The sequence below is a fragment of the Flavobacterium sp. HJ-32-4 genome (assembly GCF_022532105.1).
Classification (GTDB): domain Bacteria; phylum Bacteroidota; class Bacteroidia; order Flavobacteriales; family Flavobacteriaceae; genus Flavobacterium.
Genome location: NZ_CP092832.1, coordinates 301723 through 324629 on the forward strand (window position 1 = coordinate 301723; position 22907 = coordinate 324629).

A 22907-nucleotide genomic window follows, 5' to 3' on the forward strand; every position below is an offset into this window, starting at 1 on the left:
ATTAAAAGCCTGATATTAATGATGGGAATGATGATGCTCTCGATGTCGGTGCGGATGGACTATATTTCCAATTCATAGATTTATATTCTAAGCCAATATGCCCATGGTCATTGTGTCCACCTACTTTTGTGACACCCGAAATACTGCCTGTCGTGCCTTGATAATTTTTAGTGAATCCATAGGTTTTTGCTGTTTCATAAACTAAGGTATTATTTGTCGAGCTAAAATTCGAATCCGTCATCGCTGTTTGGCTTTGGAAACTATTTCCATCAGTACCAATGTATCGGAAATCGACATTGGTACCACTTTGTTTGCCATTGTGTCCATGTCCCGCATGATGCTTACTTCCTGGCTGCCACGGGTCGGAACCATTAGAGGACGACATATCGCCCAAAGATATAGTAATACCACTTTCACGAAGTGTACTAATTACGCCAAATAGGGCTGCTGCTGCTTCAGGTTTCAAATAGTGGTCGCCTTGCCCAACTTCTTCAGCTGGTGCGGTTGAAGTCCCACCTTTATCTACGCCCCCATATCTTGAGTAGCCATCACCACTTGCAGGAAAGTTGACTAATCCTGCATCATTTTTCTCTAAGGTTGCCTCCAAGGTGTAGGTGCCGTCACTATTTTGTGTGTAAAAGCTATCGGTGGCATCATCAGTCTTCACTGTAGTTATCGAACCGTCATCATCAATATAATGATTATCTGGCGGGGTCGCCGACATCCCATCAGGGTCAATAAAGTAAACAGGATTGTCCATTGCATAAGCGTATGTTGACCATCGTCTACTTTGCTCCGCCAACGGGTCAATATTCATCCATCTACCAAGTGCAGGGTCATAATTCCTCGCTCCGTAATCGTAGAAGTTAAGCCCCACCTCATCCTGCCACTCTTTCCCATTGTACTTATACTGATACCCCAACCGTACCACCGGTGCCAATACAATCAAATTCCCGCCTGTTTCGTCGCGGTCGTAATCCACTTTGTCCGTGTTATAATTCTCGTGTTTCAGGCCAAAGGGATAATAGTTGTTTTCCTCCATGATCGTCAACGCCTGCGTACTTTTATCTAAGGTATAGCTCAGGCGGTTGTTGCCGAGGTGGTCGGTGTAGTTGTAGACGTAGTTGAACGCGCTTTCGGTGTGTTTCACATAGCCTTCCGAAGTGGGGAAAAACGACAGTTCGCCATCCTGGTATTGGAAGCCGTTCAGGTAGTCGGTTTTCGTAGTGGTAGAAGCATTGCTGTCAATGACCGTCTTTTGCAGCTTTGTGCCGCTGCCATCGTAAAGATACGAAATTACCCCGCCGTTGTCGAAGGTGATCGTGACGGGCAGATTGAGGTGGTTGTAGGTAATGGCTGCAATGCCTTTGTTGGCATCGGTTGTCATATTGCCATAAGCATCGAAGCCATATTCGACCGAGCTGTGCGCCCCGTCTTTAAACCCGTTGCTGAAACCGGTGGCGTCTTCTACCGCGCGGAGTTGGTTGGTGTTGGCTTCATACAGGTAGGTCAGGTCGTCAATCGGCAAGGCAAGCTGGTCGTCGGCGTCGCGGTAGCCGTTGCGGTCGAGCGAAAGGATGTTGCCGTTGCGGTCGTAGCGCAGTCTTTCGTTGTAGGCATTGGTCACGGGGCTGACAGTGTTTTCCGGCCGGATATAGGTGGCCCCTAGCAGGCGGTTCATCTCGTCGTACTTATATCCGTATTCCCTTAATACGTTGTCGCTGGCCGAACGCCAGTAGGTTTCCGATATATTGCCGTTATAGAGCGGTTTCTGTCCGTAATCGTTTCCATAGTCGGTACCCGGTTGGTTGTAATTGATATGAAAGGAAAACAGGTCGCTGCCCAGGCTGGCCACATCGTTGATATCGGTCATCCACCCGCGGATGTTGTAGCGGTAGTCGACGGTTTGGTAGGGTGCGCCGTTATAACTGTTGCCTCCTACTTGTTTGCTCACCAATTGCCCGAGGGCATCGTATTGACTTTCAGAAAGCGTTTCGGTGTTCATCGCGTCAATGGTGTGGGTATGCCGGAAGGGGCGTTCCTGAGCCGTGTAGGTGATGGTATCGGTGACCGTCAGCGTCAGGTCATTGCCCTCCCGCTGGTGTTGGGTGCGGGTGTAGCGGGGTTTTCCGGTAAAGTCGAGCTTCGTCGAGACCGTTTGCACCCCGCCCAGGAAATTCGTTGCCTCCGTGCGCACTACGCGGCCTTTGGTGTCGTAAAAGGTGGTGGCCTCATGACCGTCCTGTTGGCTGGGGTCGGTGAGCACGCGGTTCCACGTATGGGTCGCGAGTCCCTTCACGTTGGTAGCCACCGACTGCGCTTCCACCGACGTCGGAGGCGTTGCCGCATTCGGGTAGTCGTAGTCGTCGTAATGCTGCACCGTCAGCAGTTCCATGGTCGTAGGGGCACTCAGCGAGGTGTAGCCCTGTACGGTTCCATATTTGTCACGCGACTCAAACAGTTGGGTGTTGCTACGCTGGTTGCCGACCCCTACCCGGGCGTGGGGCCAGTCGTTGAGCGTTTCCAGTTGCCAGCCGGTATAGGCCACCCGGCCAAAAGGGTCGTATTTGGTGATGAGCCATCCCTGGGTGCCTCCATCAAATGGGTTTAGCGCAGGCCCTGTGGCGATCACCCGATCCAGTTTGTCGTACGCCAAATATTCCCATTGTTTACCGGGGAGTTTTTTGGCTGCCAACCGGTTGCGGTGGTCGTAGGCATATTGGTAGCCGTATCCGTTCAATTTATCGTTTGACAGGCTCGTTGCTGCCATCGGTGGAATCACGTAACTGAGGTTCCCGAACTGGTCGTAGACGTAGTAAGTGTCGTTGCTATCGTGATCCGACTTGACCCAAATACGTTTGAGTACGATCCGGCCTTCTTTGTCTTTGAATTCTACCGTGGAACCGTCTTCTTCGGTAGGATTGGCACCGGAATTCTCGTCATAGGTAATGGTTTTGTAGAGTTGGCCCGCTGCATAGAAGCCATTGTTGGTCAGTGTGGGTTCGTAGTACTCTTTGGCCCCTGACCACACGGCGTTTGCGGAGAACCATTTCACTTCGTTTGCGGCGTTGGTCTGGTAGTCAAACTTGATTTCATGTCCGCTACCCAATGCCCAGGCATCGCCGGGGGCCGCCTGTTTGAGAACGCGGTTGAGCGGAGAGGCTTCGAACAACTTTTCGCTGAACGGATTCGACTGGCTGTAGGCCGTTGCGTAATAAGACAAAGCATCGGAACGCACCGTGTCAGGATCTATGAATGCCTGGTTATCCTGTTGGGTTGGTAATGGCAGCCATTCCTCGGTTTGTCTTCCAAAACCATCATAGCGGATAGGAGTTACCAAGTCTTTTCCGTCACCCGACATACGGCCCGCGATCTGTTCGATCGGGCGGCCGAGTCCGTCGAGGTAGGTGACGTTAATCTGCGCTTCCTCTGCGGTGGGATTGGCGATAGGGGTGGTCGTCGCCACTTTGTAGGTTTTGGTTTTCACCCAGTTGGGGAATCCGTAGTAGTATTCATTTTCGGATAGGATGTTGCCCTCGTGGTCCTGCACCTGTGACAGCCGTCCGAACGAATCGTAGATGTAACGGGTGGTGTAGCCCCTTGGGTCGGTAATGGTGCTGACCCCCACGCCTGGTTTGTAGGTGAGGGTGGTGACCATGGCATTGGCCATCGAAGCATCGGCACGGAGGGCATCAAGCGCGCTGCCGATAGTGACAGGCGTCGCGTTTTCGATGGCGGTGATCAGGTTAGAAGGAATGTCCTGATAGGCCATGTTGTCGATTTTAGCGACGGGGTAGGCTTTGTTGTAGCCGTAGAGGTAGGTGATTTTGGCACCGCCTTCCATTTGAACTTCCTGTATCGCCCCGGTGTCCAAATCCACTCTATTGAACGAAATCCTTTGTTCGATGTCCTGACTTCCCTTTGCAACCCCAACCTTTTCCGTTGCTATTACATTGCTACCATAATCTTTATACAGTGTTCTCTGTCGGGATAAAAGTTGTCCGTTTCGAAATACATCAGTTTGAATCTGCTCCGATATCCGATATTGCGCATTTGCCTTCATCATGTTCAAGGCGGTCATTGACGCAGTTGAAAACGCCGGTCCAGGGATTGTGAGCGCTGACGTGACATTAGATGGATAATAATAATCTGTTTTCAATACATTGCCTGTATCCAAAGTCGTTTCGATACTCTTTGGCCGTCTATTGACTGCATAATAGTCATAGTCCGTTGATATTGTTAGCTGGTTTGCGGGGGTATTGATGCCTGTGTAAAAGTACTTTTTCTCGACCGTGGATGACAGCTTCGCCCAACCGTACACTTTTTCGATCGGCCACATATTTATATAATGGGAAGGGTAGCCACAGCAGAAAATTTTGAAATCAAAATGCAGACAGTTGCAATTAGTTATTGGAACCAACTTCTGTTGGTCTTGATCCCACACCCAAGGAATCGTCGGCAAAGGGGAGTTGGTACCCGCTGAACATACAGCGCCCGGACTCGCGCCCCAAGTACCGTATTGCCCGTGATTGAAGATAACTGTAAAATTATTGTAAAAGGCTGATTTAAAGCAAGGGTCTTCCGTGTGCAGCCTAACGCCAACCAGTAACTTTTGTTCTTCATAGTCGTATACATTTTCCGTTGACTGCAAGATTCTATCTGTACTATCAAAAACCTCCTCTTTTAGCAGCAAACCACGACGATAATCACGTTCAAGGACATTCGGATTCGGGATGGGGCCAATCATCGGGTCGGAAATATCGATTGGTGATTGATAGGTAAACCGGCTGTATCCTAACTCTTGGGCATCGTGCGAACGTCTTGTCACCTGTACGTGTTTATAGCCCACGTCAGCCCCTTTGGTTTTGGTTATATGATAAATGTTCTCACTACCACTTACATCGTAGTCAAATACCGCTGCCCCATCAAATGTATCGTTGTTAGGAACATACGGTCTGTCAATTATTCTATATGAATAGGCGGGCTTTGGATAGGAGAGCGACCCGCTACTGCGATTCGGATAATTTGGGAAAGAGTAGTCAAAATTAGTCTCAAAATCAGCTAGAACATCGTTATTATTTATGGGACCCGAACCATGTACGCCACCCAAACCCATCAATATATTCTTATAATAATCTGCTGCAGCGTTTCCATCTGCGAAATATCCGATGTTATTTATTCGGAGACCTCCACCGTAAAGGTATTCCTTGTTATCTATTGCTTTTTTATATGAAATCTCGAGGTTATAGGAGATGGGGGGAAAGGAAATATTGAACCCCTCCTCAAACAAGACAATATACCCTCCTTTTTGAAGATTGATGGCGAAACTACAGGATACCGCAGTTTGTTCACTGCAATCTGCCCCATTCATTAGAATTGCCGGACGGGTGGTGTCAACGGTGTAACCCGAAACCGAGTTTGCCAATGGGTCAGAGAAGGTAACCGGCACCAGTTTGAATTTCCATGGCGGACTTGATGCATTTTCCTGCCAGTCGTATGGAATGCTGGTTGTCAACTTGTACTTTCCCTGATGACTTTTATCTATATGAATATACTGCTTAACAGAATTGTTTGCGTCAGCTAATCCGAAATAGTTCTTAGAAGATGTTTGCCAAACAAAGTTTTCCTCATTATCGAAAATGAAGCCCGGCTCAGGGCTATCTCCATTACACCCCAGTTCGCCCGTACATCCCAAATACTGCTGACCGGCATATGAGAAAGTGTTAGGTCCAAAGTCGAACACGTAACACCCGCCAGTCGGTAATGTCATTTTCCTCAACACACCGGTAGTTGAATACATTTTGTCTGTAGTGTGCTCATTTGCGAGTATTCCGGACGGTTTTCTGGCGTAACCCCAACTATCAAGTTCGTCGTTTCGGGTTGGATATTCTCCTTCCAAAAGTCCATTCTTTTCATACTCCAGTTCGTACGCATAATCGGAGCCCGGCAGCGCACCAGAGACAATGACTTTATTTAAAAAGAGTTTTTCGTCTCCACCCGTTTCAAAGTACTCGTTCCGAATATTTTTAAGAACGTTGTCATAAGCATCTTTGTGAACAATTCCCTTTAGACGTACCGATGTGGAATTTGGTTCAAACCCTCCCCTTGACTCGGTGATAAATTCCACACGGCCATGACCCGGGACGATGATCGAACTGAGCTTTTTAGTCTGCATCTCCCGGTACGAACTGGTAGTCTGGAACTTTGGCAATATTGATTTGTAGGTCGGCGCAGGGTACAATGGGTTGTAGTACATACCCATAACAGGACCTAAAACTTCACCGTCCTGTGGTCCAACGTTACGTACCCAAGAATCATCTTTTGTTATCTCGGTTGAAGTTTGGTAGTTGTAGTATATTAGGTCTTTTCCAGCAGGCGACTTGACCGTCGTAAGGTGGTACGTGCTCTTGAAAATTTTCTCTTTCCCTAATATCCAATCATCCACACTGTTAAAGCCATAATATTGGGTATGCGTTGCTGAATACTGTTTAGTTAGCTCAGGATCATTGAAAAAAAACGCAACTCCGTCATCACGTGTTATGACAAAGTTGTCATCGGTCTTGTTGTATACAATTTTTACCGCATTTGCATTGAATAGTTTTACTGTCTGTCCATCTGATTTTATGTAAAAGCTCCCCGATGCGCCCGGAATAGCAAATGTGTAGATATCATATTGGGTATCAACATACCCTTTCTCAAATGCTTCCCACAGAAACTTTTCCCGGTTGTAGTCGCTCCCCGGCTCATAATACGTCGAGAAAATAGATGGGTCGGCGAACACCGACTCGAAACCATTCACCGTGTTCCACATACCACGATAAATGGCATCACCTGTTTCCGCGTAGTAGTCGTCCGGTAAGTCCCGGACAGTACGGGAAACGTAGCTGTCACCTTCTAAAGACCAGCCGGCTCCGGTCCAGCCAGGTACGATGTTTACCTGAGCACCACTAGGGTGATACTTTAGTCCCAGGTTGACCGAAACGTTTGGGTATGAAGACTGAATGTTTACTAATGGAATACCTATATCGGGTACTCCTGTGTAGTTACTTACCGGTATCTCTTCAAATTTCAAAAGGGCAGCAATCGTCGGCGAAGGAGGAATCACTTCCGGTAATGAAATAGGCTTTGGGCCAGTCTCGTTTGATGTATTAGTTGTAGTTTGTCCGAAGCCTGCGAATGACGCGATAAGAATGACAAAACGTAGTAATTTCATTTTCGTAGTATTTAGTTAATCCCCTTCATCACTTTCAAACTCCCCTCCCCCTTATCCGTCACCACCGAAATGATGTAAATGCCTTCCGGATAGGCGGCGAGGTTCACCGGCACGGTGCGTTCGGTGACGGGGAAAGTTTGCAGTTGGTGGCCGCCGAGGTCATAGACCGAGAGGCTGCCTTTGGTGAAGTCGAAGCCGACGATCACGTTGGTGTATTCGACCACCGGGTTGGGGAAGGCTTCGATGGTTTTCTTGTCTTTGATTTTCTTGTCTTTGTCTTTGAGTTTTACTACCCAGAAGTCGCGGTTGCCGTAGTTGGCTTTTTTATCGCGACTTTGCTTGGCGCCGGGCTTTATTCCAGTCGCAGTCGCAGGGTTGGAGCGTGAGGAAGTCGCAGTCGCAGTGTTGGGGCTTGAAGACAGTGCCGTAGAAGGGGCTAGTTGTCCGCCGACTTTGAGTCCTCCGAGGTCTTTTTCTTTGTTGAGGCCCAGACCGTCGGTTTGGTCTTTGATGAAGTCATTGGCCTGGGTTTGGGCATCATTTACCGTGCTGTCCATTTCATTCTGCAGGCGGTCGGCACCGGCCAGGTTGCCGTCGTTGCCGACGGTTACGCCACCTTTACTGGCTTTTCCCTTTCGTGACGACTGCGACTGTGACTGCGACTGCGACTTCTCCGGGTCACTCGTTCCGGCCAGTACATATCCGCCATCCCTTGTCTCAATGGCTTTTTTGAGGATGTCTTCGCCGTCGCTGCCTACGCTTTTGCGCCACAACTCATCGCCTTTCGCATCGATCTTTATGGCCACGAAATCACCGGTGTCATTTTCGGACTTTCCGTCTTTCTGACTTGCCGACTCTGCTTTCGCGTATGCTCCCACTACCAGCGTTTCATCATCGTTCTCAACGATGCTCGCCAGGAAGTCGGCGTTACCTATGTCGTACGTCTGCTGCCAGAGGATGTTGCCTTTGGTGTCGAGTTTGAGCAGCCAGATGTCGCTGCCTTTTCGGTTGGTTTGGCTTTTGTTGCCGGACGGGCCTGAGGCGGAACTACCGCCCACCAGGTAGTTACCGTCTTTGAGTTGGAGGGCGGAAAAGAGTTGGTCGTCTTTGTCGCCGCCGAGGGTGCTTTGCCATTCGATGTTGCCGTCAGCGTCGAGTTTGAGTATCCAGTAGTCGCCGCCGGTGCCCCAGGGGTCTTGGTTCTTGTCGGGTTTGCTTCGGCTGGGGTTGCTTCGGCTGGGGTTGCTTCGGCTACCGCCTCGCAAGGACGTTTTGTTATTTGACGTGGTTTCTGGGGAGGTGCTTCGCGGGGACGCGTTGCTGTCTGAGGGGCTGTTCGAATAGCCCGCTACTAGAAAGCCGCCGTCCGAGGTTACTTCGAGAGCGCGGAGCAGGTCGGCGTATCTGCCGCCGAAGGTGCGCTGCCATTGGAGGTGTCCGTCTTTGTCGAGCTTGACGATCCAGTAGTCCATATTGCCGCGGCTTTTCTCGGTTTTGTCGCCATTGGCATCGGACGCCGACGAACCACCGGCAATGTAGCCACCGTCGCGGGTGGGGAGCACGGCCAAAAGGTCGTCTTGCCCGATACCGCCGAGGGTTACCTGCCACTCCTCTACCCCTTTGGCGTTGAGCTTGATGATCCAGTAGTCATTGCCGCCGCGGCAGGCGTCTCTCTTATCGCCATCGGGTTGTTCTAACTGCTTACTGCCCCCTGTTGCCTTCTGCAACTGCGACTGTGACTGTCCACTATCCGACGTCCCTCCCAAGATAAATCCGCCGTCGCGCGTGTTGCGGATGCTCATGAGGAAGTCGGAGCCGCTGCCCCCGAACGACTTCTGCCAGTCTTCGGCGCCGTGTTCGTCCATTTTCCATATCCAGAAGTCGAGGTCGCCTTTGGCGTCGGCCTGTTTGTTGCCGCTTTTCTGCGACAGCGAGCTGCCTGCTACTATAAAGCCATAATCGGCCGTGGGTTGCAGGTCGAAGAGATAGTCGGCCTGTCGACCGCCGAAGGAGTGTTCCCATTGGACGTCCTGGGCGGAGAGCGCGAAGGGAAAGAGAAGGAGAAGGAGGAGGTGTTTCATATGTTAAGGAGGAGTTAGGTGGTTGGTTATTGGTCGTTGGTTGTTGGACAGTAGCGTCAGGGATGGCACGATACGCTACGGGCGGATGAGAGGGTTTGCGAAACTGTAATCTAGCTCTCTTTTTGCAAGTAGTGAACCGTATCAATAAGAACGTGGGCGACGGGACGAAATCGTCCTGCGCTGGGGGTATTACGAAATGTCAATAGTATCCCAGTTGCGACGTACGCAAGGGTTGGTTTACGTCTTCGCCTTCCGAGTAAAAACGTAAACCGGGCATCGTCCTGGGGTTGACTAAGGGAGGATGCGCTCCCGGCCGAAGGCCTGCCGTATCTCCAAAGTGTGATTTGGGAGACTCGTGCGGTATATGAACGCGAAGATAGGAAAATATATTGTAGGAAGGTTAGGAAATTATTAACACGTAGTAATGATTACGGAATGGGGGCCTGGATTCCTGCTCCTTATTTACCGGAGCCGTTCCGGGCCGTTTACTCGGTTCCAGACACGAATTGGATATTCCGTGCCAATCCGCTGTATTTCGTCCGCTTGACGGCGGAATTACGGAATACCTTGCGAAAGGTCTCTTCGGTGATTTCTTCCCAGTCGCGTTTTGACATGCCGAGCAGGTCAGGATGGGGGTTGAAGCCGGGTTCGTTGTGGGGTGTGGCAAAGCGGTTCCAGGGGCACACGTCCTGGCACACGTCGCATCCGAATACCCAATCATCGAAGGTTCCCTTCATTTCCATGGGGAGGTTGTCTTTCAATTCAATGGTGAAATACGAGATGCACTTGCTGCCGTCGACTACGTAGGGCGTGATGATGGCGCCGGTGGGGCACGCGTCGATGCAGGCGGTGCAGGAACCACAATGATCGGCAACGGGCGTATCGTAGACCAGATCGAGATCGACGATGAGTTCGGCGACGAAGAAAAAGGATCCTACCTGCTTCGACAGGAGGTTGCTGTTCTTGCCGATCCAGCCCAAACCGGATTTGGCGGCCCAGGCTTTGTCGAGTACGGGGGCTGAGTCGACGAACGCACGACCGTTTACCTCGCCGATTTCCGACTGGATGCTATGCAGCAACTCCCGTAGTTTGTCTTTGATGACAAAATGGTAGTCTTCGCCGTAGGCATATTTTGAGATGTGGTAGGAATCGTCGCGCTGCGTCTGTTCAGGAAAGTAATTGAGCAGTACGGATATGACGCTCTTCGCACCGTCGACTAGTAACGTGGGATCGAGTCGTTTGTCGAAATGCTGCTCCATCCAGGTCATCTGTCCGTGACGGCCCTCCCGCAACCACTTCTCTAGTCGCGGCGCCTCTTCCTCGAGGAAGCCGGCTTTGGCTATGCCGCACGACAGGAAACCGAGCCGTTTGGCTTCGGCTTTGATGAAGGCAGTATGGGTAGCCCTTCGATCCAACGATCAGTGGTTGTGGGTTCGGATCCAGTCGATGATGGCGCTGAGGTTCTGCGCTTCGTACTCGGGATTGTTCATACCGGCGTCGTGTGCCGACCCTTCTCGAATCTCGAGTTTTGCGTCGACCTTTAACTCTTGCAAACGGGCAAACAAGGCCTTGGAAAGTTCAACGGGGACGAGTGGATCGGCGTCTCCGTGGATGAGCAAGGTGGGAACGTCGGTTATACGGTTGTACGGACTGATGCTCTCGAACGCCGGATTGGGTCCGGTCTCGTTGAACTTCGCGCCTGCCACTCTCTCGATGATGTCTAAATGCCCGTTCTTCTTAATGAAGGCGATAGCTTCGGCACCGTCCATGCGGGAAGGGGCGCACAGTGCGCTGATTGAAAGGATGCCGGGGTGGGTATAGCCATACAACAGGGCGAGATGGGCACCGGCGCTGATACCCCCGATGTGGATTTTCGTCTTGCCGAAACCGTACTCTTTCGATACAAATTTCAGGAAGGTGATGGCGCTGTCGATGTCGTCGATCAGGTTCTTTCCGCTTATGGCATTCGATACATAGCGGTAATCGACATTTGCCACGATGATGCCCCGATCGCGCAGGTCACGCGCATGTTTGTCGGTATACTCGTTCCCGCCCATCGACCAGGCGCCGCCGTGCAGCAGTACGAGCACAGGGGTGTCGCGTGTGACCGTTTTCGGAAGGAAGAGGTCGAGGTAGTGCTGTTTTTCTCTTCCGTATTTCAGTGCCCTGACATCGCGTTGGCCGAAGACGACGGTGGATGCCAACAGGGCCAGTGTGAAAACAAGTGCTCTCATAGGGATGCGTTAAAATAGTCCGCCCTGATAATCTGTCCGGATTTTACCCAAGTGTCGGTAGGCTTTCTCCGTCACTTCACGTCCTCTTGGCGTGCGGGTGATGAAACCCTCCTGGATGAGGAACGGCTCGTACACCTCTTCGATCGTTTCTCCGTTCTCGGATACGGCCGTGGCGAGCGTCGACAGACCGACAGGGCCTCCTTTGAACTTCTCGATGATGGTCAAGAGGATTTTGTTGTCCATCTCATCCAAGCCGTGTGCATCGACATGCAGTGCCTTCAACGCATACCGGGCGATCTCGATGTCGATGCTGCCGTTTCCTTTCATCTGGGCGAAATCGCGCACGCGACGAAGGAGTGCGTTGGCGATACGCGGTGTACCCCGACTCCTACCCGCGATTTCGATAGCGGCTTCCATGGTGATACCCACATTCAGGATGCTGGCGGAACGCTCGACGATGGTCGTCAAAAGTTCGGTTGTGTAGTATTGCAGTCGGCTTTGGATACCGAAACGTGCCCGCATCGGAGCCGTCAACAAGCCCGAACGGGTGGTGGCACCGACCAGCGTAAACGGATTGAGTGTAATCTGCACCGACCGTGCATTCGGACCCGATTCGATCATGATGTCGATCCTGAAATCCTCCATGGCCGAATAGAGGTACTCTTCCACGACCGGGCTCAACCGGTGGATCTCATCAATGAACAGCACATCGCGTTCTTCGAGATTGGTGAGGAGACCTGCCAGGTCACCCGGTTTGTCGAGTACGGGCCCTGAGGTGATCTTTATGCCGACACCCAGTTCGTTGGCGAGGATATTGGCCAGTGTTGTCTTTCCTAAACCAGGAGGACCGTGAAAAAGCGTATGGTCAAGGGCTTCGCGTCGTAGGTTTGCCGCGCCGACGAATACCTTCAGGTTCTCGAGCACCTGATCCTGGCCGGCGAAATCGTCAAATGACAGGGGCCGTAGCTTGCGTTCGATGTCGAACTCTTCTGGGTTCTTGGACGGATCGAGATTCGGATTCATATTGACAAAGATAACAGAATCGGCTGATGAAAGCCGGATCGACGAATCCCAAATTCCCGAGGCGTCAAATGAAAAAAGCCTCCTGGTGAGGAGGCTTTTGCTATTAGTGTGCGAGGTGTTCCTCGCCTGGTTTCATGGGTACGTTCTGCGGAACGAAGTCTTCATCGTGCCCTGGCTTACTGTAGTCATACGCCCAACGGTGTACTTCCGGAAGTTCGCCTGGCCAGTTACCGTGGATGTGTTCCACCGGCGCGGTCCATTCGAGCGTGTTCGAACGCCATGGGTTCTGAGGCGTACGCTTGCCGTAGAACATGCTATAGAAGAAGTTGAACAGGAATACCAACTGGAAGGCGCCTCCGATCAGGGCAAACGAGGTGATTACCACGTTTACGTTCTGAAGGTCATCGAACAGTGGGAAGTTCGAGTTGGTATAGTAACGACGTGGCAGACCCGCGAGTCCGATAAAGTGCATTGGGAAGAATACCCCATACGCACAAATCGCTGTTACCCAGAAGTGGATATACCCCATCGTTTTGTCCAACATACGGCCGAACAATTTTGGATACCAGTGGTAGATTCCGGCGAACATTCCGTACAAGGCTGAGATACCCATTACCAAGTGGAAGTGGGCTACAACGAAGTAGGTGTCGTGTACGTTGATGTCAAGCGTACTGTCGCCAAGGATGATACCGGTAAGACCACCTGTGATGAACGTCGAAACGAGTCCGATAGAGAACAACATCGCGGGGTTCAACTGCAGATTTCCTTTCCAAAGTGTGGTGATGTAGTTGAAGGCTTTTACCGCAGACGGGATCGCGATCAACAGCGTGGTGAAGGTAAAGACCGAACCAAGGAACGGGTTCATACCTGAGATGAACATGTGGTGACCCCATACGATGGTTGACAGGAATGCGATGGCCAGGATAGAGGCGATCATCGCACGGTATCCGAAGATCGGCTTACGTGAGTTCGTCGCGATTACCTCAGATGTTATACCGAGTGCCGGCAAGAGTACGATGTATACTTCCGGGTGTCCGAGGAACCAGAAAAGGTGTTCGAACAATACCGGTGAACCGCCCTGGTTGTGCAATACTTCACCCGCGATGTAGATATCGGAGAGGAAGAATGAGGTGCCAAAACTACGGTCCATGATGAGCATCAACGCTGCTGACAACAGTACCGGGAATGAGATAACACCAATTACCGCCGTGATGAAGAACGCCCATACGGTAAGCGGAAGGCGTGTCATTGACATTCCTTTTGTACGGAGGTTGATGACCGTCACGATGTAGTTCAGTGATCCCATCAGTGACGACGCGATAAAGATCGCCATCGACACCAACCAAAGGGTCATACCCATTCCTGAACCCGGGATCGCCTGTGGCAGCGCGCTCAATGGTGGATAGATCGTCCAACCTGCGGAGGCGGGTCCTGACTCAACGAAAAGTGAGCAGACCATTACCACGCTCGACAGGAAGAAGAGCCAGTACGAAATCATGTTAAGGAAGCCGGACGCCATATCACGGGCCCCTACCTGCAGTGGAATAAGCAGGTTGGAGAAAGTTCCGCTGAGGCCTGCCGTCAGTACGAAGAATACCATGATCGTACCGTGGATGGTCACCAATGCGAGATAGATGTCATTACGCATTACACCTCCAGGTGCCAGCCTTTCTCCAAGGAAGAATTTGAACGCACCGAAAGATTCTTCCGGCCACGCCAATTGCATCCTGAAGAGAAGCGACATACCTACACCGATGATACCCATGACAATACCTGTAATGAGGTATTGTTTGGCGATCATCTTGTGGTCAATGCTGAAAATGTACTTCGTTATGAACGTATCCTTGTGGTGATGTTCATGCTCATGCCCGTGGTCGTGTGCATGGTCATGTGCATGGTCGTGTTCGTGGGTGTGAGCTAATGCTGACATACGTTAGTTCGGATTTATAAAGTACGTTATTTTTTTCTGATAAGTTGGGCAGTGACAGTCGCCTTCTTCTCGACTGGAGCCGGTTTGGCTGTCGAGTCGGCAGGTGTAGAAGGCGCTTCAGATGGGGCAGGTGCTGCTTCAGCCGCTGCTTTTTCTTTGTCTTCTTTTACGGCCTGTGCAACTGTTTTCTGTCCGTCAAGCCATTTGCGGAAGTCAGCCTCGCTCTCAACCACGATTTTCATCTGCATGTTGTAGTGGGAAGCTCCACAAATTTTATTACACAGCAAGAGGTAATCGAACGTATACGGATCAAGCGGCGACTTTCCTTCTGCCTGCAATTGCATGCTCTTCTTGCTGCGGATTTCATTGATATGCGCCACTTTCTTCATGATGGCACCGTCTTCGCGCATCTCTTGCGTGGTCATCGTCGGGGTGAAGGCGAACTGCGTCACCATACCCGGCACACAGTTCATCTGCGCGCGGAAGTGCGGCATGTAGGCCGAGTGCAATACGTCCTGCGAACGCATCTTGAACAGGATCTTTTTGCCTTTCGGAAGGTGCAGTTCGGATACTACTTTGTCATCCTGCGCATTCGGATCGGTCATATCGACACCCAGGGTGTTCACACCTTCGATAAGGCGTACGTTCGCTTTACCGAGTTTGTTATCGTTACCCGAGTAACGCGCTTCCCACTGGAACTGCTTTGCGTATAACTCTACAACAATGACTTCTTCCTCTTCCTCATCCACAAACATGATATTACGCCATGCATATAGACCGTAGATGATCAAACCAGCCAGCACGACTGCGGGGATAACCGACCAAACAAACTCAAGCTTGCTGTTGTCCGCGAAGAACAGGGCCTTTCGATCTTTATTACCGCGGTACTTGAACGCGAAGTAGTGGAGCAACACCTGGGTTACGGCCTGTACGATAAAAATCAATACAAGCGAGATTCCCATCAGACGATCGATCTCCGGACCGTGTGCAGATGCCGACTTGCCCAATACAAGTCCACCCCATGCATACATCGAATAGATCGTAAAGATGTAAATGAACGCCAGGAAGCCAAACATCAGGTAGCCCTGGATGTTATTGTCCTTGTCGTTTGCCACCTGGGAGTCGTCCTTTTCCTTCCCGGCGCTGACATGCGTGAGGTCGAAAATCTTGGTCAGTTGCCACAGGGCAATCGCCAAAAGGACTAAAACAACAATCACCAACAAACTATTCATCTGTATCTATACTTTAGGGATATTAATAATGAAAATGTTTACTTTCCTCAATAAACGGATTCCGTTTTGCGAGCAGTGGTGCCTTCGTCAATGCGGTGAACACCACAAAGATGAAGAGTCCGGCGAAGAAGGCCAACGCCCCGATTTCGCCTGCGCCCATGAACCAACGATCGCCTACCGTAGCCGGCATGATCATGTTGTAGAAGTCTACGTAGTGACCGAACAGGATGATGATACCCGCCATCACGACAATCCACGTAAGACGTTTGAAATCGCTGTTGATGAGGATGAGGATCGGAAGGATGAAGTTCAGCGCGAACGCACCCCAGAAGGTGATACCGAAGTGTTCGATACGCACTTTGAAATACGTTACCTCTTCTGGAATGTTGGAATACCAGATCAGCATGAACTGAGAGAACCAAAGGTAGGTCCAGAATACGCTGATACCAAACATGAACTTGGCCAAGTCATGGATGTGGCTGTTGTTCACGAATGGCAGATAGCCTTGTGATTTCAGGATGAACGTCACCATCGCAATCATGGTGATACCGCTTACGAAGAAACTCGCGAACACATACCATCCGAAGAGTGTACTGAACCAGTGCGGATCAACCGACATGATCCAGTCCCACGCCATGATGGATTCTGATACAATAAAGAATACCAGGAATCCAGCCGACAATTTGAAATTGCGCTTGTAGTTGCTGTCATCGTTTGCCTCGTCCTGCGCCAACCCGTTGCGACGGGACAGCCAACGATAGGCGTTCCACCCTGCAAGGAAAATAGCGGCACGAATCAACCAGAACGTTGCGTTCAGGTAGCCCGACTTACCGGCAATCATCTCGTCATAGTTCGGGCTCTTCGGATCGGTGATACCATCCTGCAACCAAATAAACAAATGGTGTTTACCCATGGCTGCCAAGATCAGCAATACGAAGAAAATAATAGAACCCACCGGCAAATAGGCCGTGATACCTTCCATCACGCGGAACAAAACAGGAGACCATCCTGCCTGCGCCACTTGTTGTATACCGTAGAACGCGAGAACGCCCAGTGAGATCAGCATCATGAAGATACAACCCACATAGAGGGCCGCCCAAGGCTTGTTCTGCAATTGGTGCAATACATGCTCGAGGTGCTCGTGGTGTTCTTTTTCCGCATCCGCAGCCGATACCTCATGTCCGTGCGCTTCCGCGTGAGCAGGCTCCTCAGCGTGTGCTGTTTCGGCTACTGCCGCATGCTCGGCCGCAGGTGCAACAGAATCTGCTTTTGCTTCTGTAACGGTAGCGGTTCCTTCTGCTACTTCCGGAGCTGTTGCTTCTGCTTTTGTTTCCGCCGGAGCGCTTTCATGGGCAGGTGCCGCACTTGCTTCATGGCCTTCATGTGCTTCCTCAGCCGGCATAAGTCCGTTTACGGTACTGGCAGGCGTCACTTCATGCCCGCCGCCATGTCCACCTCCGTGGTGTGCCTCTTCTTCAGACAGTATTTTCTCTACGTCCTCGATGCTCTTGGGAGCAGTCAAAAAACCGTATCCGATACCAAGTGCACCAAGCACCATCAGTACGAAAGCGAGGGTTTTCAATTTGCTTGAAAATGTATACATATCGAAAATCTGTTTTATTTAAGTTCGCTTTTGAGTTTCATGACGTAGGCCGCCACCATCCAGCGCTCTTTTTGGTTGAGCTGGTTGGCATAGGAACCCATCGAGTTCAATCCGTAGGTTTCTACGTGGAAGACGCTACCCACCGTGATGTTACGGTCCTTGTAGCTCGGTACACCCGCAAATTTCTCGCGCTTGGCCAGGTTTCCTTGTCCGTCGCCTTTCTCACCGTGGCAAATACCGCAGTACACATCGAAGAGTGCCTTTGCTTTCTCCATGTCGACCGCCGTTGTATCTTTTGGCAAATTGGCCATTGAGGCTGTTTTACCTTCCGGTGTATTTGGGAATTCGTATACTTCGAAACCGCGCTTCACGGTGTTGGCCGGTGGTACCAAACCTTCACGTCCGTCTCCGCGGAATGCCTTGGACTCTGAATATGTCTCGTATGCGACCGACTCATACATGTTGGGCATGTACTGGTAGTTCGGCTCTTGTTTGTCATGGCATGAAACCGCTGTTGCCGCGAGGCCGAGCATCATCCCTATCTTGAAAAAGCTTTTCATATCTGGTCTTAGTGCTTTTCGATTACTTTAACTTCAACCGCGCCTGTGTTCAGGAAGAACGAAACCAACGCATCCTCGTTGTCGTGCACCGGCACCTCCATCAGGAAGTGGTCATCCGTGGTACGAACATCCGGGTTCTCCGCCTGTTTGAAAGGCCAAAGGCGGCTTCTCATGTAAAACGTGATTACCATTAAGTGCGCGGCAAAAAATACCGTCATCTCAAACATAACCGGCACGAAAGCTGGCATGTTCTGGTAGTAGGCAAAACTTGGTTTACCTCCAATGTTCTGAGGCCAATCGCTGATCATGATGTTCCACATCATCCAGGTTGCGAATGACAATCCGCAAAGTCCGTAGATGAAGGCACAAATCGCCAGACGGGTATGTGGAAGTCCCAACGCCTTGTCAAGTCCGTGAACCGGAAACGGCGTATACACTTCTTCAATATGGTGATGGGCAGCGCGCGTCTTCTTGACGGCGTCCATCAACACATCGTCATCGTTGTAAATGGCGTGAATGACTTTGGTACTATTCATGATGCGAATCGTTATTAGCTTCTCTTATTCTTTTATAGTTGTCACCAGACGACTTCAGGATGGTCTTCACCTCCGCCTGTGCAATAACCGGGAACGTACGGGCATACAACAGGAACAATACGAAGAAGAACCCGATCGTTCCGATGAAGATACCGATGTCGACGAAAGTTGGAGAGAACATCGTCCATGATGATGCGAGGTAATCGCGGTGAAGCGACGTTACGATGATTACGAAACGTTCGAACCACATACCGATGTTTACGACAATCGAGATGATGAACGAGAACATGATGGACGTACGAAGTTTCTTGAACCACATGAACTGTGGCGAGAACACGTTACATGTCATCATCGCCCAGTACGACCACCAGTAAGGTCCGGTCGCACGGTTGAGGAACGCGTACTGCTCATACTCCACTCCTGAATACCATGCGATGAACAACTCGGTGATGTAGGCAACACCTACGATCGATCCGGTGATCATGATGATGATGTTCATCAATTCGATATGCTGGATGGTGATATAGGCTTCGAGGTTCGATACTTTCCTCATGATGATGAGGAGGGTGTTTACCATCGCGAATCCGGAGAATACCGCACCTGCAACGAAGTACGGAGGGAAGATGGTGGTGTGCCATCCCGGAATAACGGAGGTGGCGAAGTCAAAGGATACAATCGTGTGTACGGAAAGTACGAGTGGCGTTGCGAGTCCGGCCAGAACCAACGACACTTCTTCGAAGCGTTGCCAGTCTTTGGCGCGACCTGACCAACCAAATGAGAGTATGCTGTAGATACGTTTTGTGAACGGCGTGATAGCGCGGTCGCGTAGCATGGCGAAATCCGGGAGGAGACCCGTCCACCAGAATACCAGTGATACCGAAAGGTAGGTCGAAATCGCAAATACGTCCCACAAAAGCGGTGAGTTAAAGTTTACCCACAGGGAACCGAACTGGTTCGGGATCGGAAGTACCCAGTAAGCGAGCCACGGGCGACCCATGTGGATGATCGGGAACAAACCGGCCTGAACTACCGAGAAGATGGTCATCGCCTCTGCCGAACGGTTGATCGCCATCCGCCACTTCTGACGGAAAAGAAGCAATACGGCAGAGATGAGGGTTCCGGCGTGACCGATACCTACCCACCAAACGAAGTTGGTGATATCCCATGCCCAACCGACGGTTTTGTTCAATCCCCATGTACCGATACCGGTCGAGATCGTGTAGGTGATACATCCAATTCCCCAGAGGAAGGCTACCAGGGCTATGGTGAAGACAGTCCACCACTGCTTATTGGCGCGGCCCTCGACGGGAGCGGCGACATCGACGGTCACATCGTGGTAGGTTTTATCACCTAAGACCAGCGGTTTTCTAATGGGTGCTTCGTAGTGCGACGACATATCCTAATAGGTATTTCTTAATAATTTCTTGATTAGACGTTGCGAACTTTGACGTGGTAGAACACATTTGGCTTGGTTCCGACGTGCTCGAGGAGGTGGTACATCCGCTCGCTTTTCTTCGCTTCGTTGATGCTGTCTTCCGGATTGTTTACGTTTCCGAAAATCATGGCACCGCTCGAACAAGCCGCTGAACATGCCGTCTCGAACTCATCTTTTCGAACCTCACGCCCTTCGCGTTTGGCCGTCAATATCGTAGATTGTGTTTTCTGGATACACAATGAACATTTCTCCATCACACCACGTGAACGGACGTTTACGTCAGGGTTGAGTACCATACGACCCAAATCATCGTTCATGTGGAAGTCAAACTCGTCGTTCTGGTTGTAGAGGAACCAGTTGAAGCGACGTACTTTATACGGACAGTTGTTCGCGCAGTAACGTGTTCCAACGCAACGGTTGTATGACATGTGGTTTTGTCCCTGACGGCTGTGCGATGTAGCGGCAACAGGACATACCGTTTCACACGGCGCGTGGTTACAGTGCTGGCACATGATCGGCTGGAACGCCACTTGTGGGTTATCGGCAGGGTGCTCCAATTCGCCGAATCCGCCGAGTGAGCCTTTGTCGCCCCACAGACCGTCGAATTCTTCTTTCTTCTTATCATCGCCCGCGAAGGTGTCTTCAGACGAATAGTAGCGGTCGATACGCAACCAGTGCATATCGCGGCTGCGACGTACTTCTGTTTTACCAACCACCGGAACGTTGTTCTCTGCGTGACAAGCGATGACGCACGCGCCACAGCCTGTACAGGCATTCAGGTCAATCGACAGGTTGAAGTGCGGCCCCAGGGTATCGTCGAATGACGCCCAAAGGTCTACAGACGTAGCGGCCACTTCTTTGTGGTCAAGCGACACCATTGGTTGTGGGTTCCACACCTCGGCTTTTTCACTCTTGAACACATCCAGTGTGGTTTCCTTCACGATATCACCGCGGCCCATGAGGGTACGCTGCAACTGTACGCAGGCAAATTCGTGCGTACCATCGGTCTTCGTAATCCTGGCCGATTGTGTATCGTTGAAATTCTTATACAGTGTGTAGGCATTTACTCCTACTTGCATTTCTTCTTTGAGGGCCGCTTTCTTGCCGTAACCCAACGCCAATCCGAGCGTCCCTTCTGCCTGGCCGGGTTGGATCAGGGCCGGTACGTTCTCAAGTTTGGTTCCGTTGACTTCGATCGTCACATAGTTTCCGTCGAGTGCACCGTTGGCTACATTCCAGTTTTCGATTCCGGCCTTCTCGGCATCCTTACGCGAAATCGTTACATAGTTGTCCCATGATACACGTGTGATTGGATCCGGGAACTCCTGCAACCATGGGTTGTTGGCCTGTTGGCCGTCACCCATTCCGGTTTTGGTATACAATACCAACTCGAAGCCTTGTGGCTTGGCGGCACCCGCCAGTGTAGACGCGGCACCTGCGAAGTTGGCCGCACCTCCTGCAAGTCCGATGGCCGGAGTGCCGTATACGCCGTCGTGCAATACCTGATTCCAGCTGGAGCCCGCGATATAGGAAGCGGAATTCGCTTTGATGTAATCATAGAAAGTTCCCGGTTTACCCATCCATGACAACAGGGCGTCCTGGAATTGTTTGGTGGCAGGGAAAATAGGACGGATGGTAGGCTGTACCAACGCATAGCTACCTTTTACGAACATGTGGTCGTTCCACGCTTCTAGGTAGTGCGGCACGCCGATCGCGATGGTTGAAGCCGATGCGGTTTCGTCTTCCTTAAGAGAAAACGCCACCGACAATTTTGCTTTCTTCAGCGCGCTTTCGAATGCTTTTCCGTCTGGCAGTGAATAGGCAGGGTTTACACCGTTCATGATGACCGTGTGTACGCGACCCGCGTTCAGGTCGGCGAGGAACTGCGTCACCGCTTTCGTAGATCCTTTGCGGATGTAACGAACGGTTGCATTTGCCAGCGCTTCGCTGTTGAGTTTTTGGTTGATGGCCAACACCAACAATTGGGCATTGACATCCTGGATTCCGGACACAACGAGTGCTTTTGAACCCGCGGCCTGAAGCTGTTTGATCGCTTTGCTGACTTCTGCGTCAACTTTACCGTCAAGGTTCGCTGTTGCACCGCCACCCACAATCGCGTTGTAGATTTTCACCAACGCCATTTTCTGTTGGTAGGGAGACGCCATCACGCGCTTGTCGGCTGCCGCCCCGGAGAGCGTCATGTTCGACTCGAACTGTATATGTTTCGACATATTCCCTTTGTTCGGGATACGTCCTTGTGCGTAGTCTTTATCATATCCGCCTCCTTGCCAGTCGCCCAGGAAGTCGGCACCGATCGATACGATGGTATTTGCTTTGGAGAAGTCGTAAGACGCCAATCCGCGCTCGCCGTATACCATTTCAAATGCATCAAGCGCTTCTGACGACGAAACGGCATCATATACGACATGCTTCGCGGTCGGGTTGGCGGCGATGAACTCAGCAATGAGCTTATCGGTTGACGGACTCGCGGTTGTGCCTGTAAGGAGTACAACCTGTTTTCCTGACGCTTTGGCTTCGGCCAATGACGCCGTTACTTTCGCACTCACGTCTTTCCAACTAGCGGCTTGCTTGTTGATTTTTGGCTCTTTCAGACGCATACTGTCGTATAACGACAATACCGACGCGTGCACGCGGGCATTCGCCGCGAACTCTTTGCCTGTCAGTTTGTTATTTTCAACTTTGATCGGACGGCCTTCGCGCGTCTTGATCAGGATATTGGCGAAATCAAAGCCGTCGAATGCGGATGTGGCGTAGAAATCCCACACCCCCGGAATGATCGACTCAGGCTGCACCACGTAGGGAATCGATTTCTTGACAGGTCCCTCGCAGGCAGCAAGCGAAGCTGCGGCTGTACTGAATCCAACGAATTTGAGGAAGTCACGACGGGTAGTAGAGGAAGCCGCGAGGGTTTCTTTGTCCCCCAGGAACTCCTCGACCGGAATCGGCTCGACGAATTCATTATTTTTCAGCGTCTCAACAACAGAACTGTTTCCGTTCAGTTCTTCAACACTTTTCCAGTATTTCTTGTTTGATGACATA

Annotated in this window: 12 protein-coding genes; all 12 read right to left on the minus strand. The window is 51.1% G+C overall.

The features are described 5' to 3' along the window. Position 1: 1 nt before the first annotated feature. The 12 genes from MKO97_RS01145 to MKO97_RS01200 all read right to left on the minus strand — a co-directional run bounded on the left by MKO97_RS01145 (position 2) and on the right by MKO97_RS01200 (position 22906). A complete protein-coding gene (locus tag MKO97_RS01145; protein WP_241104243.1) occupies positions 2–7213 on the minus strand; it encodes a DUF6443 domain-containing protein in 7212 nt (2403 codons plus the stop codon). Positions 7214–7224: 11 nt separating this feature from the next. After that, complete coding sequence (locus MKO97_RS01150) at positions 7225–9294, minus strand: T9SS type A sorting domain-containing protein (protein WP_241104244.1); 2070 nt, start codon at positions 9292–9294, stop codon at positions 7225–7227. A gap of 485 nt (positions 9295–9779) precedes the next feature. Next, positions 9780–10709, minus strand: a complete 930-nt coding sequence (queG, locus tag MKO97_RS01155; protein WP_241104245.1) for a tRNA epoxyqueuosine(34) reductase QueG — start codon at positions 10707–10709, stop codon at positions 9780–9782. A gap of 3 nt (positions 10710–10712) precedes the next feature. Beyond that, a complete protein-coding gene (locus MKO97_RS01160; RefSeq protein ID WP_241104246.1) occupies positions 10713–11528 on the minus strand; it encodes an alpha/beta hydrolase in 816 nt (271 codons plus the stop codon). Between the two features lie 9 nt (positions 11529–11537). Further along, positions 11538–12551: a Holliday junction branch migration DNA helicase RuvB gene (ruvB, locus tag MKO97_RS01165; protein ID WP_241104247.1), complete on the minus strand. Its 1014-nt coding sequence runs from the start codon at positions 12549–12551 to the stop codon at positions 11538–11540. 103 nt (positions 12552–12654) lie between these two features. After that, positions 12655–14481, minus strand: coding sequence for a cbb3-type cytochrome c oxidase subunit I (locus MKO97_RS01170; protein WP_241104248.1), 1827 nt, complete (start codon positions 14479–14481; stop codon positions 12655–12657). A 26-nt stretch (positions 14482–14507) separates the two neighbouring features. Then, positions 14508–15713, minus strand: coding sequence for a cytochrome c oxidase subunit II (locus tag MKO97_RS01175; protein WP_241104249.1), 1206 nt, complete (start codon positions 15711–15713; stop codon positions 14508–14510). A 22-nt stretch (positions 15714–15735) separates the two neighbouring features. After that, positions 15736–17316 carry a quinol:cytochrome C oxidoreductase gene (locus tag MKO97_RS01180; protein WP_241104250.1) on the minus strand — a complete coding sequence of 527 codons (1581 nt, stop codon included), beginning with the start codon at positions 17314–17316 and terminating at the stop codon, positions 15736–15738. Positions 17317–17330: 14 nt separating this feature from the next. Further along, entirely contained in the window at positions 17331–17876 is a 546-nt protein-coding gene (locus MKO97_RS01185) for a cytochrome c (protein ID WP_241104251.1), read from the minus strand. A gap of 8 nt (positions 17877–17884) precedes the next feature. Beyond that, positions 17885–18412, minus strand: coding sequence for a DUF3341 domain-containing protein (locus MKO97_RS01190; protein WP_241104252.1), 528 nt, complete (start codon positions 18410–18412; stop codon positions 17885–17887). Further along, positions 18405–19808: an NrfD/PsrC family molybdoenzyme membrane anchor subunit gene (gene nrfD, locus MKO97_RS01195; RefSeq protein ID WP_241104253.1), complete on the minus strand. Its 1404-nt coding sequence runs from the start codon at positions 19806–19808 to the stop codon at positions 18405–18407. The genes MKO97_RS01190 and nrfD overlap by 8 nt, the downstream gene beginning before the upstream one ends. Positions 19809–19840: 32 nt before the next feature. Next, complete coding sequence (locus MKO97_RS01200) at positions 19841–22906, minus strand: TAT-variant-translocated molybdopterin oxidoreductase (protein ID WP_241104254.1); 3066 nt, start codon at positions 22904–22906, stop codon at positions 19841–19843. Between the last annotated feature and the right edge of the window lies 1 nt (position 22907).